Source organism: Microbacterium sp. F01, from assembly GCF_056156365.1.
This window is the reverse complement of the sequence record NZ_CM149592.1, coordinates 1,614,728-1,629,495: the sequence shown is the minus strand read 5'-3', so window position 1 is coordinate 1,629,495 and position 14,768 is coordinate 1,614,728. Positions and strand designations below refer to the sequence as shown.

The window sequence follows — 14,768 nt, the reverse complement described above, 5'->3', positions numbered from 1 at the left end:
CCCGGCGTCAGCGACCGTACTCGGGCGTCCACTCATCGCCGTCGGGCACCCATTCGCCCGAGGAGGACGCCAACCGCGACGGCTCGGAGCGGCGCCACCGGGCACCCTCGGGCCAGCTCGCGGCGAACGTCGACGCGACGCGGAACACCCGCCGCGACAGACCGGACAGCGTCTGCACCGGACGTGCCGACACCGGCATGCGCAGCTGCGGGTCGTAGCGGACGCCGTCCGACGAACGCAGCCGAATGGTGAGGTCGAGGTCGTCGTGGATGCGCGCGTTGCCGCGGTCGACCTGGTCGCGCACGCGCTCCCACACCCGCGTACGCATCGCGAAGTTCGAGCCGAACACCAGCGGGATGCCGAGCCACTTCTTGATCCAGTAGTGCCCCCCGCCGATGTACCAGCGTTCGCCGAGGTAGTTCTGGACGGGCGTGCCGCCGTAGAACTCGGCGCCGCCGGTCAGCACTCCCAAGGTGGGGTCGGCGACGAAGGCGCGGACCAACCGCGCGATCCAGTCGGGGTGCGGTCGCGAGTCCGCGTCCAGCCGGGCGATGATGTCGGCGTGCTCGAGCGCCACGTCGTAGCCGCGGGACACGGCCGGCCAGATCCCGATCGACGGCTCATATGCCACGACGGCGTCGTAGGCGCGCGCGACGGCGGCGGAGGCATCCGTGCTGGCGTTGTCGACGACGATCAGGACGTCGGGCCGGTGCGTCTGCGCGGCGAGCGCGGCCAGGCACGCGTCCAGATAACCCGCGTCATTCCGGCACGGAATCACCACGGCGACGCGAGGGGCGAGGGGCACGAGCCACACCATACTCCCGTCATGTCGGACGGCCGCGTTACCCTGCCGACATGGACGGACTGCGTTTCGCTCCTGCCAACGAGGCCTCGTGGGACGACCTGCAGGCCATCCTCACTGGCGCCGCCGGGCGGTGCCAGTGCCAACGACAGCGCCTCGGCGACCACGACTGGTGGCACATGCCCGAGGCGGAACGCGCCGCGATCCTCCGCGCCGAGACGCACTGCGACGACCCGCGGTCGACCGAGACGATCGGCATCGTCGCATACGACGGCGACGAGCCCGTCGCCTGGTGCGCGGTCGATCGCCGCGGGGTGTACGGACGGGTGCGCGGGTCGCCCGTGCCCTGGCAGGGCCGCGACGAAGACCCCGATGACGAGTCGATCTGGGCGATCGCGTGCGTCGTCGTACGCAAGGGGCATCGGGGCGAGGGACTGACGTACCCGCTCATCGCGGCGGCGGCCGAGCACGCCCGGGCGCGGGGTGCGTCGGCGGTCGAGGGGTATCCGATGCTGACCCACGGCAAGAAGGTCACGTGGGACGAACTCAGCGTCGGGCCGGTCGGGCCGTTCCTCGCGGCCGGGTTTCGAGAGGTCACGCATCCGACGACACGGCGTCTCGTCATGCGTCTCGACTTCTGAAACGACTCAGCAAACGATCCCCGGAAAACTGGGGCTTGAGACCGCTCCCACGGTTGGTTACAGTCCGGTAAGTAATCGGTACCCCGCCGACCAACCTCAACGGAGAGGACTCCCCATGCCCGCCCCCGTTTCCCGTCCCTCAGCGACGCGCGCACGATCGGGCCGACGTGCCCGTGCCGTGCGCATCGGCACCGTGGTGACCGGCACCGCGCTCGTCGCGAGCGCACTGCTGGCGACTCCCGCGGTGGCCGCGCCGCCGCGTGCCGTCGACCCCTTCAACCCGGACTTCGGTCCGAACGTCACGATCTACTCCCCCGACACGCCCGTCGACGAGATCCAGGCGGAGCTCGACGAGTTGCACGCGCAGCAAGTCGACGCCGAGATGAGCACCCACCGGCAGGCGGTGTACTTCCTGCCCGGCCAGTACGGCTCGCCGGCCGATCCGCTGCAGGTCAAGGTCGGCTACTACACCGAGGTCGCCGGCCTCGGCGCGTCGCCCGAAGACGTCACCGTGCACGGCGCCGTCGAGGTCTACAACCGGTGCCTCGAAGGCGGCGGCACGGGAAACTGCCTCGCGCTCGTGAACTTCTGGCGCACGATCTCGAACCTGTCGATCGACATCGACAAAGCGGGGCAGGACGGCTGCCGCGCCAGCGCCGAGTTCTGGGCCGTGTCGCAGGCCGTCTCGATGCGTCGCCTCGACATCTCGGGCGGCAACCTGTCGCTCATGGACTACTGCACCGCCGGACCCCAGTACGCCAGCGGCGGGTTCATCGCCGACTCGCGCCTGCCGTCCGTGATCAACGGCTCGCAGCAGCAGTGGCTGATCCGCAACAGCGAGGTCGCCGGCTGGTCGAACGCCGTCTGGAACCAGGTCTTCTCGGGCGTCGTCGGCGCCCCCGATGACGCCGGCTTCCCGAACCCGCCCTACACGACGGTCGACCAGACGCCGGTCAGCCGCGAGAAGCCTTATCTGTACGTCGACGACGAGGGCCGCTACAACGTGCGGGTGCCGGCCGCGCAGCGCGACACGAGCGGGATCAGCTGGGGCGCGGGCGAGACGGCGGGACGCAGCATCCCGATCACCGATTTCTACATCGCGACCCCGTCGGACTCGGTGAAGGACATCAACAACGCGCTCGCGCGCGGCCAGCACCTGATCCTCACGCCGGGCACCTACGACGTCGCCCAGTCGATCCAGGTCAAGCGCGCGAACACGGTCGTGCTCGGCCTCGGTCACGCGACGCTCACCGCGGTGAACGGCGCGGTGCCGCTCGAGGTGAAGGATGCCGACGGCATCGTCGTCGCGGGCGTCACGATCGACGCGGGCGAGACGCTCTCGCCGGTGCTGCTGCGCGTCGGCCACCCCAACGGCGGCAAGAAGCTCGATGCGCAGAACCCGATCACGCTGAGCGACGTCTACTTCCGCGTCGGCGGACCGCACATCGGCAAGACCACGACGGCGCTCGAGGTCAACGCCGACGACGTGCTCATCGACCACACCTGGGTGTGGCGCGGCGACCACGGCGTCGAGGGGTTCGACCCGACCGACGGCGTGAACGGCGACAACGAGCGCTGGGCCACCAACACCGGCACGGTCGGCGTCATCGTCAACGGTGACAACGTGACCGCGACGGGTCTGTTCGTCGAGCACTTCCAGACGTACAACACGCTCTGGAACGGCGAGAACGGCCGCGTCATCCTGTACCAGAACGAGCTGCCCTACGACCCGCCCACGCAGGCCGACTGGACGCAGCCTGACGGCACGCTCGGCTACCCCGGCTACAAGGTGGCGGACGACGTGAAGAACCACGAGCTCGACGGCGCCGGCGTGTACGTGTTCAACCAGAACAACCCGTCGATCCTCACAGCCAACGGGTTCGAGGTGCCGGAGACGCCCGGTGTGAAGCTGCACCACATCATGACGGTGAACCTGTCGGCCGGCACGGTCCAGCACGTCGTGAACGGCGTCGGCGGCCAGGCCGACAACACCAACGTCGGCACCCCGCAGTTCGTGGTGGACTACCCCACCCCGTAAGACCCCCCGGAGACGGATGCCTCGGCCCCGGCGATCGCGCCGGGTCGAGGCATCCGCGATTCAGGGCAGCAAGGTCACCAAAGCGGGTGGATCGCCGCGCGGAGGTCGCGGTCGTAGACGTCGCGCACAGCGCGGTCGAACTCCGCGAGGTCGAAGCCGGCGCCTTCGAGAGCGCTGTCGAGCAGGGCGGCCGCCTCGGCGTTGGACTGGGCCTGCGCCACGTTGCGCGCGCCGGGGATGACACTCGTGACGCCCGGGCGCGACGCGATCCACGCGAGCGTGGCGGCGGGGAGCGAAACGGCCGGAGGGAGGGCCTCAGACAGCCCGTTCGCGGCCCGGATGCCGGTCTCGAAGTCGACGCCCGAGAACGTCTCGCCGCGATCGAACGCCTCGCCGTGGCGGTTGTACGTGCGGTGGTCGTCGGCCGCGAATGTCGTCTGCGCGGTGTACCTGCCCGACAGCAGACCCGACGCCAGCGGCACGCGTGCGAAGATCGCGACTCCCGCAGCCCCGGCGGCGGGCAGCACCTCGTCGAGCGGCTTGAGGCGGAACGGGTTGAAGATGATCTGCACGTTCGTCACGTTCGGGCGGGCGATCGCCGCGAGCGCCTGCGCGGTCGTCTCGACCGAGACGCCGTACGCCGCGATGGCACCGTCGGCGACGAGCGCGTCGAGGGCGTCGTACGTGGCATCGGCCTCGATCACCGCGCTCGGCGGGCAATGCAGCTGCACCAGGTCGAGCGCGTCGACGCCGAGGTTGGTGCGGGAGCGGTCAGTCCACGCGCGGAAGTTCTCGGGCCTGTAGTTCTCGGGCTCCTGCGCCAGGCGCCGGCCCATCTTCGTCGCGACAGTGATGCCGTGGCCCGGCCGCGCGGCGAGGAAGCGGCCGATGATGGACTCGCTCCTCCCGTCGCCGTAGACATCGGCGGTGTCGAACAGGGTGACGCCTTCATCGACGGATGCTGCGAGCACGGCCGTCGCGTCCTCCTCGCTGACCGCGCCCCAGTCGGCGCCGAGCTGCCAGGTTCCGAGGCCGATGGCCGAGACCGAGCGTCCGGTGCGGCCGAGTGCGCGCTGCTGCATGAGGATCCTCCGGGGTGGGGTGAGCGGGGCTTACGGATTGACGATGACAGGGGTTCCGCGCGGGAGCTCGGAGAGCTTCGTGATCGCGGACGGGTCGACGCGCAGGCACCCGTTCGAGATGGCCCCCGAGCGGTCGTCGTGGTAGTGGAAGGCCGTGACCGCGACATCCGCTCCCCCGAAGCCGTCGAGGGTCGGCGACTGCACCGACAGGTAGACGATGGGATGGCCGCGCGTGTAGGCGTACTCAGGCACCACGCGGGTCGTCATGATGAACGTGCGGCCGAGCGGAGTCGGCGTGCGGTCGGTGCCCCACGCGAAGTCGGACGCGATGCGCTCGGGCACGCCGGCGCGGACGATGTCGATCGTGCGGCCCGAGATACTGACGACGACACTCACGTCGGTCGCGGCGAGGTCGACGTCGCTCTTGCGCATCCATCCGGTGGTCTGCGCCGGGTTGCCCTGCGACGGCACGGCCTGGCGCCCGGTGAGCAGCACCTTGACCCAGTTCTCCTGCTCCTCGACCACCGGGACCGAGGTGCCGCCGTGCGGGTACTCGTGCGGAAGGTACGCGACCGGCTGGGCGGTGGGGTCGGCCCACACGGGGGCGCCGATGCCGCGTGCGACGGCGTGAGTGGGGAGGGGTGTCGTGAAGGCGGCGTCGTCGACCGGGAGGGCCGGGATGACGGCGAACACGTTGATCTGCGGGAGGGTCGTCACGTCGTACGACGCGGTGTTCGGTGCGAAACCGGTGGGAGTCGGGGTGGGAGTGGGGCTCGGCGTAGGAGCGGGGGTCGGCGTCACGGTCGCGGTCGGCGTGGGGAGCGGCGATGCCTCCGTCGCGGGCGGGCGGAAGATCAGCGCGGCAGCAACGCCGGCCGCGAGGATGATCGCGGCGAGGGCGATGAGCGCCCAGATCCACAGTCGTCGCCTCGACGGCGCGCGCTCGTCACCCTGCGGCGCGGCAGGCTCGTCCGCCGCCGGGCCGTCGGTCTCGGCATCCCCCATTCCCCCATCGTCGGTTGCGGGGACGGATGCTGCAACCCGCCGCCGCTGGTTAGCCTGGGGCGGTGGGCAGTCAGGGCGATCTCGAGCGGCCGATCCGGGTTCTCGGGATCATCGGCGCCGGGCGCGTGGGCCAGGTGCTCGCCCGTCTGGCACGCGCCGCCGGATACCCCGTGCTCATCGCCGGGTCGGGCGACCCGGCACGTGTCGCCGGCACGATCGAGGCCGTGGCTCCGGGTGCGGTCGCGGTCGCAGCATCCGTCGTCGCACGTGACGCCGATGCGATCGTGCTCGCGCTGCCGCTCCCCCAGCACCACACGCTGCCGGTCGACGCGTTGCAGGGGAAGCTCGTGATCGACGCGATGAACTACTGGTGGGAGGTCGACGGCCTGCGCGCCGACCTCGGCGACCTGAGAACCACGACGAGCGAGACGGTGCAGCGGTTCTTGCCCGAGGCCCGGGTGGTGAAGGCCTTCAACCACATGGGCTACCGCGACCTCGACGAGGAGGCCCGGCCCGCGGGGACCGCGGGGCGCAAGGCGATCGCGGTGGCCGGCGACTCAGCGGCGGACGTCGAGGTCGTGATGCGGTTGGTCGACGATCTGGGCTTCGACCCGGTGTTCGCAGGACCGTTGTCGGCCGGGATCATGCTCGAGCCCGGCGCCGAGGCCTTCGGCGCCGATGTCGACGCGGACGAACTGCGGGCGATGCTCGAGCGGTTCCCGGCGTCCCAGCGCGGGATCGTGGTGGCCCGGGCGCGCTCTTCCGGCGGGTCTTCCGCTCGTTGAGCGAGCGAGGAACAAGCGAGTCGAACGCCTCAGCGCGGTCGCGACGATATGCGGAGCAACGCATCGACGGCGGTGGCGAGAGCGATCGTCGCGACGTAGACCAGGAGGTCGCGCGGGTCGAAGACCGTGCCCAGGAGAAGCATCACCGGAGGAAACTGCGCTCCCCACTCCAGAGGCAGGCCGGTGAGCTGGAACAACTCCACCGCGACGCACCACGTCGCCGCGATCGCGCCCGCGGCGAGCGCGGGCAGACGCGGGGCGACGAGCACCACCGCCAGGTACGCCGCGACGGCGTAGAGGGCGTCGCCCGCGATGTCGGTCGCGGGCGTATCCGGCAGAAGCGCATGCAACAGCAGACCCGAGGCGATCGTGAGCGCCAGCAGCAGAACGGCGACGATGCGACGTGTGCGGGTGGTGCTCACGCGATCACCCCGGCCGCCCGCGCCGGCTCGGCGTAGGCCTCGGCGAGCGTCGCCACCGTCATGTGGGCGTTCAGACCGCTCGGGTTGGGCACCACCCACAGCGCCGCGCCAGCGAGATCCTCGGGCTGTCGACCCGCGACAGCCCGCGCACGCCCGAACCCCTGCCGGTACGCGGTGAGTCCGAGAATCGCCACGACCCCGGGCTTCCACCCGGCGATATCGCGCTCCAGCCGCTCGGCGCCCTCGCGGAGCTCCGTCCGGGAGAGTTCGTCCGCGCGGGCCGTCGCGCGACGCACGATGCTCGAGATGCCGATGGCCGCGTCGAGCAGCATGCGGCGGTCGGCCTCGGCCATGCCGTCGTCGTCGATGCGCGGCATCCGTTCGATGAACTCGGCGCGCGTGAAACCCATGCGTTCAGTCTCACGCACCCGCGGGCGCAGCCCGGCAATCGAGCGTCAGCTGTGCGTGTGGCCCGCCGACTCGAGGCTGAAGTCGTTCGACACCGAGCCGTCGGGGCGCGCGGTCTCCTGGAAGACGAATTCCAGTCCCCGCTCGTCGAACGCGCGGAACCAGTCGTCCCACGAGACCTCCTTGAGGTCTTCGAGGTCGTTGCCGAAGTCGAAGTCGAGACGGAGCTCACCCACGTTGCCGTCATGCTCCGTGCCCTCGACCGTCGCGGGCGTCGCGTGGCGGTCCTCCGCCCAGTGGCGGATCACGTCATGGTCGGTCGTCGCGCTGTGCTCGACAGGCTCCTGCGGGATCTCGCGCTCCGCGTCTGAATCGGGCCCGGCTTCGTACCCGGCGGCGTCCTGGCGGGCCGCCGCCTCGCGGTCGGCGTTCTGCTGGGAGGCGTCGTTCAGCGGGACGTTCTGACGGACGTCGGCCTGGGTACCGGCGCTCGGGCTCGCGGCCTCGCGCTCGCGCTGCTCGCGACGCGTGGCCGCGATCGGTTCCTCGGCGCCTGTGTTCTGCTCCGGGGTGTCCATGCGGTCTGTGTGGTCGTTCATGACCGTCCTCCTTCTGGGGTCCTTCCAGCCTGCGGCGGGCTGAACCCGGTGTGGAGGGGCTTGTCACCGGGCAACGTGCGCGCTAGGAATCAACCGCGGGCGGCCTCGATCTGCGCGGCCATGAGGGTCACGAGTTCGTACACGACGTGGCTCGCGGCGATGCCGGTCAGCTGTGCGTGGTCGTACGCGGGCGACACCTCGACTACGTCCGCACCCACCACGTTCAGGTCGCTCAGGGCACGCAGCATCCGGAGCAGTTCCCGGCTCGTCATGCCGCCGGCCTCGGGGGTGCCGGTGCCTGGTGCGTGGGCGGGGTCGAGCACGTCGATGTCGATCGAGATGTACAGCGGCTTGTCGCCGACCCGGCGGCGCACGCGCTCGATCGCCGCCTCGATCCCGCGCTCCTCGATGTCGACGCTCGACACGATGGAGAAGCCGAGGCGCTCGTCGTCGTCGAGGTCCTGCTTCGAGTACAGCGGACCGCGGGTGCCGACGTGGCAGCTCGCGGTGAGGTCGATGAGGCCCTCCTCGCTCGCGCGGCGGAATGGCGTGCCGTGCGTGATGGGGGCGCCGAAGTAGGTGTCCCACGTGTCGAGGTGTGCGTCGAAGTGCAGCACCGCGACCGGCCCGTGCTTCTTGTTCACGGCACGCAGCAGCGGCAGCGCGATGGTGTGGTCGCCGCCGACCGTGACGATGCGGTCGACGCGCTCGCCGAGCGCGGTGGCGGCGGTCTCGATGTCGGCGACGGCCTCGCCGATGTCGAACGGGTTCGCCGGGATGTCGCCGGCATCCACGACCTGCGCGGCGGCGAACGGCGACACGTCCTGCGCGGGGTTGTAGGGCCGCAGCAGCCGCGACGACTCGCGCACGTGCGACGGGCCGAACCGTGCGCCGGGGCGGTAGCTGACGCCGGTGTCGAACGGGATGCCCACGATCGCGAGGTCGGCGCGCGGCACCTCCTCGATGCGCGGCAGCCTCGCGAAGGTCGCAATGCCGGCATAGCGCGGGTAAACGGACGCGTCGACCGGGCCGACGGGCTCGTGGTCGGTCATGACTCACCTCTCGGGGTGGAAGTTTCGATGGACGGATGCTGCTCCGCTGCGTTCTGCGGGATGTGGACGAGCTGCACGCCGCCGGCGGCGATGGCCTGGGTCAGTGCGGACGCGATGTCGTCGAGGGTCTCGGCGCGCCGCCCGGTCGCGCCGAACGCGTTCGCGAGGGCGACCCAGTCGGGCTGCACGAGATCCACGCCGACGGGACGGATGCCGCGGTCCACCTCGTTCTGCTTGATCTCGGCGTACCCGCCGTTGTCGACGCACACGACGGTGAGGTCGAGGCGCTGCTCGACCGCGGTCACCAGCTCGTTGACGCAGAACATCAGCGCGCCGTCGCCGACGACGGCCACGACGGGGCGGCCGCCCTCGGCGGGCTGCGCGACGCGCGCGCCGATCGCGGCGGGAAGGCCGTAGCCGAGGGTGGCATAGGTGGGCGTGTACAGCAGCGAGTGCGGGGCCGACTGGCGGAGGACGTTCGCGAGCGCCATGTAGACGATCTGCGACGAGTCGCCGGCGACGATGGCGTCGTGCGGGAGGGCCGCGGCGATGGTCTCGGCGAGCGCGACCGTCTCGGGGAGGATGGACGCCGTCTCAGCGGCGATCGTTTCCCGTTCGGCGGTGACGTCACGGGGAGCGCGGGGCCCGTCGGGCAACGCCGCGAGGAGCTCCTCGACCACGGCGGTGCAGTCCCCCACGATGCCGACGGACGCGTCGAGGTTCTTGTGCAACTGGGCGGCCGAGATGTCGACGCGGACGACGGCGCCGCGCGCCTCGAGCCGCGGCGCCCACAGCTCGGCCTCGCCGAGCTTCGAGCCGAGCACGAGCAGCACGTCGGCGTTCTCAGCAACCCGGCGGCCAGCCTCGAGCCGCAGGTTCGAGCCCAGCGACAGTGGGTGGTGCTCGTCGACGGTGGCCTTGCCGTTGAGGGTTGTGACGACCGGCGCACCGAGCCGCTCGGCGAGCGCCGTGATCGCCCGGCCGGCGCGCGTGGCACCGCCGCCGGCGACGATGACCGGGCGCGCAGCATCCGTCAGCAGCTTCGCCGCCTCACGCACCGCCGCCGCGTCACCGCGAATCGGCGCGGGAGCCGGGCGAGCTTCGCGAGCCGCCGCGGGCACGTCGGCCGGCGCCTCGAGCACGTTCAGCGGGATCTCGATGTGCACCGGACGCGGACGCCCAGTGCGGAACAGCGCGAACGCGTCGTGCACGGCGTCGACAGCATCGGTCGCGCTCGTCACGCGACGCGACCACTCGGCGATCGCGCCGACCATCGCCGTCGCGTCCTTCGTCTCGTGGAGCGTGCCGATGTCGCGGAACTCGGCCCCGAGCGCCACGCCCGGCGAGAGCACCAGCAGCGGCCGCGACTCGCAGAATGCCGTGCCGATCGCGCTCATCGCGTTCTGCAGGCCCGGTCCCGACGTCGTGATCACCACGCCGGGAAGCCCCGTCTGCTGTGCCCACCCGTCCGCGCCGTACCCCGAGCCCTGCTCGTGGCGGTTGGTCACCGCGCGCAGGCCGAGGCCTTCGAGCGGCCGGTAGAGCTCGAGGTTGTGCGTGCCCGGGATGCCGAACACGGCGGTCACCCCGTAGTTGCGCACGGTCTCGAGCACCGCACGCCCAGCCGTGTCGGCGTACTGCGCGGCGGCGGTCACGTCAGCGCCTCGACGCGCGCCATCGCATACCGGCGCTCGCCCGCCACCCACGTCTCGAGCACCGGGATCTGCGAGATCTCGCTCGCGTCGACGGCCAGCGGGTCGGCCCCGAGCACCGCGAAGTCGGCGTACTTGCCGGCCTCGAGCGAGCCCAGGTCGTCCTCTCGGCCGAGCGAGACGGCGCCCTCGTACGTGTGCGCGCGGAGCGCAGCATCCGCTGATACCCGCAGGTTGTCGGGGCCGAGCTTGTGCCCACGACGCGTCACGCGGGTGACTGCGGTCTGGATCGCCTCGAGCGGGATGGGCTCGGCCACCGGCGCGTCAGACGAGATCGTGAACGGCACCCCCGCCGCCGCGAAATCGCCCAGCGGGTTGAACCGCTCCCCCGGCGTGCCGATAGCCTGCTCGACGCCCTCGCCCCAGTTGAAGTAGTGCTGGGTCTGGTTGACGGGACGGATGCCGGCTGCCGCCATGCGCCGGATCTGCTCGGGTGTCGGCAGCCCGCAGTGCTCGATGCGGTGGCGTGCGTCGTCGTCGGGGTGCTCGGCGAGCGCGGCCTCGATCGCCGAGACGACCATCTCGATCGCGGTCGGCGATTGCGCGTGCGTCGCCGTCTGGAGCCCGGCGGCGTGCGCCTTGCGGATGAGCTCGGTGTACTCCGCGGGCTCGTGGTACAGCTGGCCGGTGCGGCACGGGTCGCCGACGTAGCCGTCGGGGAAGTACGCCGTCCAGCCGCCGAGCGTGCCGTCGGCGTACAGCTTGATGCCGGCGAAGCTCAGGTGCGCGTTGCCGAACTGGCCGACGAGCCCCATCTCGAGCGCCTCGTCGAGCAGGTGCGAGAGCAGGTACATCGAGACCCGCAGCTCCAGGCGCCCGGCCTCGGCGAGCCGCAGGTACATGTCGAACTCGCGGCGCGACACCTGCGCGTCGCCGATCGTCGTCACTCCCCCGGCGAGGAAGCGCTGGGTCGCGACATCCAACTGCCGAAGGTGCTCCTCCGGCTCGTCGGCGAGGTGGAAGTTCGGACCGTGGTGGCCGATCTTCACGCCGTGCACCCCGGTGAGCATGTTGCACGCGGCATCCGAGATCTCTCCGGTCAGCTCGCCGTCGGCGTCGCGGAAGATCTCGCCGCCCTCGGGGCTCGCGGTGTCGCGGTCGACGCCGTTGAGCTCGAACGTGTACGAGTTCACGACGCCGCCGTGCCCCGACGCGTTCATGAGGTACACCTCGCGGTCGGTCGCGACCTCGTCGAGCTCGAAACGGGACGGATGCCGCTGCTCGGCGAGGTTGCGATGCTCGTAGCCGTACCCGCGCACGGGGCGCCCTGCCGGGAGATCGGCGGCTGCAGCCTTCAGCAGCGCCACGATCTCGGGGATGCTGCCTGCCTTCTCGGGACCGCAGTCCACCCAGGTCATCAGCTGGCCGTACATGAGCGGGTGGGCGTGCGCGTCGACGAAACCGGGCACGATCACCGCGTCGCCGAGGTCGACGACCTCGGGGTCCAGACGGAGGGTGGCCGCAGCATCCCGGCACTCCTCTGCCGTGCCGATCGCGACGATCCGGCCGCGATCGGTCAGCATCGCGGTGGCGGTGCTGCCGTGCGCGTCGACGGTGTGGATGGCGCCGGCGATCACCAGACGCGGCGTCTGCTGCGCGGGGCGGTCGAAGGGGGCGAGCTTTCTCATGGCGTCCTCAGATCGTGCGGGCTGCGGTCGTGTCGGTGCGCGGCGTGAACGAGTCCGTCACGGGCGCCTCGTCGGAGTGCTGCGGAGCGAGCCACGTGCAGAGGCCGGCGAGCAGGGCCATTCCGATGAACATGAAGATGACCGACCAGACGCTGCCCGTCCATGCGATGAGCATGGTCGCGAACCAGGGCGAGAAGCCTGCCCAGATCGCCGCGCCGACGCCGTACGACAGCGCGATCGACGTGTAGCGGGCCTGCGGGCGGAACATCTGGGCGAGGATCGCGGCGATCGGCGCGTACGTGGCGCTCATCGCGATGCGCACGAGCGACGCCATCAGGAAGATGACGGGCTCGATCTTGCCGGGCAGCACCAGCATGAACGGCACGAACGTGAGCACCGAGGTCACGAGGCCGATGTACATGATGTTCTTGCGGCCCCACTTGTCACCCAGCCATGCGACCGGGAGCGTCACGACGAACTCGATGAACGACGCGATCGTCATGGCGTCGAGGATGAGCTGCGGGCTCATGCTGATCGGCTCGCCGGTCGCATACGCGGTCGCGAAGGTGGTCGCGAGGTAGTAGCCGCCGGTCGAGATGGGCAGCAGGCCGATGCCGAGGAGGATCGGCTTCCAGTTGACGCGCAGCGCGAAGGCGAGCGGCATCGTCTGCTTGCGGCCCTCGACTTTCTGCTCGAAGACCGGCGACTCCTCGACGCGGTAGCGCACCCAGAACCCGACGCCCACCAGCACGATCGACAGCAGGAACGGGATGCGCCATCCGCCGTTCATGATGAAGTCCTCGCCGAAGCGCGACATGATCGCGAAGATGCCCGAGGCCAGCAGCGCGCCGGCCGGGTTGCCCAGCTGCGTGAAGCCGCCGTAGAACGTCTTCTTGCCGGCCGGGGCGTGCTCGACGCTCATCAGCACCGCGCCGCCCCACTCGCCGCCGACCGCGAGGCCCTGGAGCGCCCGCAGCAGGATCAGCAGGATCGGCGCCACGATGCCGATCGCTTCGTACGTCGGCAGGCAGCCGACGAGCACGGTCGACACGCCCATCAGCAGCAGCGTGATGACGAGCGACACGCGTCGACCCAGCTTGTCGCCGATGTGGCCGAAGATGATGCCGCCGAGCGGACGAACGAGGAACGCCACGGCGAACGTCGCGAACGCGGCGGCGGTCTGAGCGAGCGGGTCGCCGCTCGGGAAGAAGAGCGGTCCGAACACGAGAGCGGCGGCGGTCGCGTAGACGTAGAAGTCGTACCACTCGATGGTGGTTCCCACGAACGCGGCGATGCCGGCGCGCCGCGCCCTGCTGGTGGTGGAAGTCATGACCGCTCCTTTGCGGATGTATCGGGGATGCGATGAAGGCTAGGGACGAATGGATGCTGCTGGCAAGGGCAGAACTCCAGCGCTGGGCCCGATCGACTAGGATTCTGATTGACTTGGCGCACAGAATCGCATTTCGCGTCCTGTGCAGGTAGTTCTAGACTCGTCTTCTGCACGCGAGGGCGTGCGTTCCCAGGGAAATCGACGAATTCGAGGATCGCGATGGATTTCGACGCCGAACTCATCCGCGAGCTGCAGGTCGACGGCCGTGCCAGCATCCACACACTGACGGGCCGCCTCGGGCAGTCGCGCGCCGCCGTCTCGACGCGCCTGAACGCGATGCTTGCCGACGGCACCGTGCGGGTCGTCGCCGCCGTCGACCCGGTGTTCCTCGGGCAGCACGTGCTCGCGCACGTGTCGATCCGCACGCAGGGCGGTGTCGAGCCGGTGGCGCAGCACCTGCGCGGCCTCAGCGAGACCGTGCTCGTCTCGGCGGTCGGCGGCGCCTACGACCTCGTCACCGAGGTGCGGCTCGGGTCGATGCCGGCGCTGCACGACTTGCTCGCGCAGATCCGGGCGCTTCCCGGCGTCGCCGACATCAACACCCTCATCTACACCGACGTCGTCAAGGGGTTCTTCGTCTCGGAGTACCACGGCGATGTCACCATCGACGCGATCGACACCGCGCTCATCGAGCAGCTGCAGCGCGACGGCCGCAAGAGCTACCGCGCGCTGGGCGAGGCGGTGCGCCTCTCCCCCTCGGCAGTGACGACGCGGGTGCAGCGCCTCGTCGACGGCGGTGTCATCAAGATCAGCGCCGTCGAAGCACGCGGCCTGGTGCACCGCCAGCTGTCGATGGGCGTCGGGCTCAACCTCGCCGGCACCGACGACCGCGTGACTGACGCGCTGCGCACGTGGCGGGGCGTCGACTTCGCCGCCCGTACGCTCGGCCGGTTCGACGTCGTCACGACCCTCGTCGAGCCGTCGGCGGGCGCGCTCTACGCGAGCCTCGAGCGGATCCGCGCGATCCCCGGCGTCTCGGGGGTCGAGGCGTGGTTCCACCTCGCGGTCCTCAAGGAGGACTACGCCCGCACCCTCCGGCCGGCCGGCGGCGGCATCCCGCAGCCCCTCGGCTCGATCACCGGGTGAGGTCCCGCGGCCGGGTGCACAGGATCGGAGGTCTTGCGCGACACGCCGGGCCGCAGCATCCGTCCCCCGGCGCGCTGGTCAGAACCTCCGATTCTGTGCCGGCGATCGGCCGACGACC

General features: G+C 70.8%; 14 protein-coding genes. 4 read left to right on the top strand and 10 right to left on the bottom strand.

The annotated features are described in order from the left end of the window. Positions 1-7 precede the first annotated feature (7 nt). Complete coding sequence (locus ACVN90_RS07240; RefSeq protein WP_475101461.1) at positions 8-805, bottom strand: glycosyltransferase family 2 protein; 798 nt, start codon at positions 803-805, stop codon at positions 8-10. A gap of 50 nt (positions 806-855) precedes the next feature. On the opposite strand from ACVN90_RS07240, the gene ACVN90_RS07235 reads away from it, so the two are divergent. Continuing rightward, positions 856-1,443 (top strand): GNAT family N-acetyltransferase, encoded by a 588-nt coding sequence (locus tag ACVN90_RS07235; protein WP_475101460.1) that lies wholly within the window; start codon positions 856-858, stop codon positions 1,441-1,443. 115 nt (positions 1,444-1,558) lie between these two features. Beyond that, positions 1,559-3,481, top strand: coding sequence for an adenylyl cyclase (locus ACVN90_RS07230; RefSeq protein ID WP_475101459.1), 1,923 nt, complete (start codon positions 1,559-1,561; stop codon positions 3,479-3,481). 74 nt (positions 3,482-3,555) lie between these two features. On the opposite strand, the gene ACVN90_RS07225 is transcribed toward ACVN90_RS07230, so the two are convergent. Both ACVN90_RS07225 and ACVN90_RS07220 read right to left on the bottom strand, forming a co-directional pair. After that, positions 3,556-4,563 carry an aldo/keto reductase gene (locus tag ACVN90_RS07225; RefSeq protein ID WP_475101458.1) on the bottom strand — a complete coding sequence of 336 codons (1,008 nt, stop codon included), beginning with the start codon at positions 4,561-4,563 and terminating at the stop codon, positions 3,556-3,558. Positions 4,564-4,593: 30 nt separating this feature from the next. Beyond that, positions 4,594-5,568: a L,D-transpeptidase gene (locus ACVN90_RS07220; RefSeq protein WP_475101457.1), complete on the bottom strand. Its 975-nt coding sequence runs from the start codon at positions 5,566-5,568 to the stop codon at positions 4,594-4,596. A gap of 62 nt (positions 5,569-5,630) precedes the next feature. Here ACVN90_RS07220 and ACVN90_RS07215 point away from each other — a divergent pair, with 62 nt between their 5' ends. After that, positions 5,631-6,353: an NADPH-dependent F420 reductase gene (locus ACVN90_RS07215; protein WP_475101456.1), complete on the top strand. Its 723-nt coding sequence runs from the start codon at positions 5,631-5,633 to the stop codon at positions 6,351-6,353. A gap of 29 nt (positions 6,354-6,382) precedes the next feature. Here ACVN90_RS07215 and ACVN90_RS07210 read toward each other — a convergent pair whose 3' ends face one another. The 7 genes from ACVN90_RS07210 to ACVN90_RS07180 form a co-directional block, all read right to left on the bottom strand. Continuing rightward, positions 6,383-6,775, bottom strand: coding sequence for a DUF2809 domain-containing protein (locus ACVN90_RS07210; protein ID WP_475101455.1), 393 nt, complete (start codon positions 6,773-6,775; stop codon positions 6,383-6,385). Then, the gene (locus ACVN90_RS07205; protein ID WP_475101454.1) at positions 6,772-7,185 is read right to left on the bottom strand and encodes a mismatch-specific DNA-glycosylase; all 414 of its coding nucleotides are present in this window, start codon (positions 7,183-7,185) and stop codon (positions 6,772-6,774) included. Before ACVN90_RS07205 ends, ACVN90_RS07210 begins: the two co-directional genes overlap by 4 nt. A 45-nt stretch (positions 7,186-7,230) precedes the next feature. Beyond that, positions 7,231-7,782, bottom strand: coding sequence for a hypothetical protein (locus ACVN90_RS07200; RefSeq protein ID WP_475101453.1), 552 nt, complete (start codon positions 7,780-7,782; stop codon positions 7,231-7,233). Between the two features lie 89 nt (positions 7,783-7,871). Then, positions 7,872-8,834: an agmatinase gene (gene speB / locus ACVN90_RS07195; RefSeq protein WP_475101452.1), complete on the bottom strand. Its 963-nt coding sequence runs from the start codon at positions 8,832-8,834 to the stop codon at positions 7,872-7,874. Next, a complete protein-coding gene (locus ACVN90_RS07190; RefSeq protein WP_475101451.1) occupies positions 8,831-10,489 on the bottom strand; it encodes a thiamine pyrophosphate-binding protein in 1,659 nt (552 codons plus the stop codon). The genes speB and ACVN90_RS07190 overlap by 4 nt, the downstream gene beginning before the upstream one ends. Further along, complete coding sequence (locus ACVN90_RS07185) at positions 10,486-12,174, bottom strand: amidohydrolase (RefSeq protein ID WP_475101450.1); 1,689 nt, start codon at positions 12,172-12,174, stop codon at positions 10,486-10,488. The genes ACVN90_RS07190 and ACVN90_RS07185 overlap by 4 nt, the downstream gene beginning before the upstream one ends. Positions 12,175-12,181: 7 nt before the next feature. Further along, positions 12,182-13,504 carry an MFS transporter gene (locus tag ACVN90_RS07180; protein WP_475101449.1) on the bottom strand — a complete coding sequence of 441 codons (1,323 nt, stop codon included), beginning with the start codon at positions 13,502-13,504 and terminating at the stop codon, positions 12,182-12,184. A gap of 219 nt (positions 13,505-13,723) precedes the next feature. On the opposite strand from ACVN90_RS07180, the gene ACVN90_RS07175 reads away from it, so the two are divergent. Then, positions 13,724-14,650 (top strand): Lrp/AsnC family transcriptional regulator, encoded by a 927-nt coding sequence (locus ACVN90_RS07175; protein ID WP_475101448.1) that lies wholly within the window; start codon positions 13,724-13,726, stop codon positions 14,648-14,650. Positions 14,651-14,768: the final 118 nt, after the last annotated feature.

Coding starts and splice junctions, on each gene's coding strand:
- ACVN90_RS07235 (WP_475101460.1), top strand. CDS start 856: ATGGACGGACTGCGTTTCGCTCCTGCCAACGAGGCCTCGTGGGACGAC.
- ACVN90_RS07230 (WP_475101459.1), top strand. CDS start 1,559: ATGCCCGCCCCCGTTTCCCGTCCCTCAGCGACGCGCGCACGATCGGGC.
- ACVN90_RS07225 (WP_475101458.1), bottom strand. CDS start 4,563: ATGCAGCAGCGCGCACTCGGCCGCACCGGACGCTCGGTCTCGGCCATC.
- ACVN90_RS07220 (WP_475101457.1), bottom strand. CDS start 5,568: ATGGGGGATGCCGAGACCGACGGCCCGGCGGCGGACGAGCCTGCCGCG.
- ACVN90_RS07205 (WP_475101454.1), bottom strand. CDS start 7,185: ATGGGTTTCACGCGCGCCGAGTTCATCGAACGGATGCCGCGCATCGAC.
- ACVN90_RS07200 (WP_475101453.1), bottom strand. CDS start 7,782: ATGAACGACCACACAGACCGCATGGACACCCCGGAGCAGAACACAGGC.
- speB (WP_475101452.1), bottom strand. CDS start 8,834: ATGACCGACCACGAGCCCGTCGGCCCGGTCGACGCGTCCGTTTACCCG.
- ACVN90_RS07185 (WP_475101450.1), bottom strand. CDS start 12,174: ATGAGAAAGCTCGCCCCCTTCGACCGCCCCGCGCAGCAGACGCCGCGT.
- ACVN90_RS07180 (WP_475101449.1), bottom strand. CDS start 13,504: ATGACTTCCACCACCAGCAGGGCGCGGCGCGCCGGCATCGCCGCGTTC.
- ACVN90_RS07175 (WP_475101448.1), top strand. CDS start 13,724: ATGGATTTCGACGCCGAACTCATCCGCGAGCTGCAGGTCGACGGCCGT.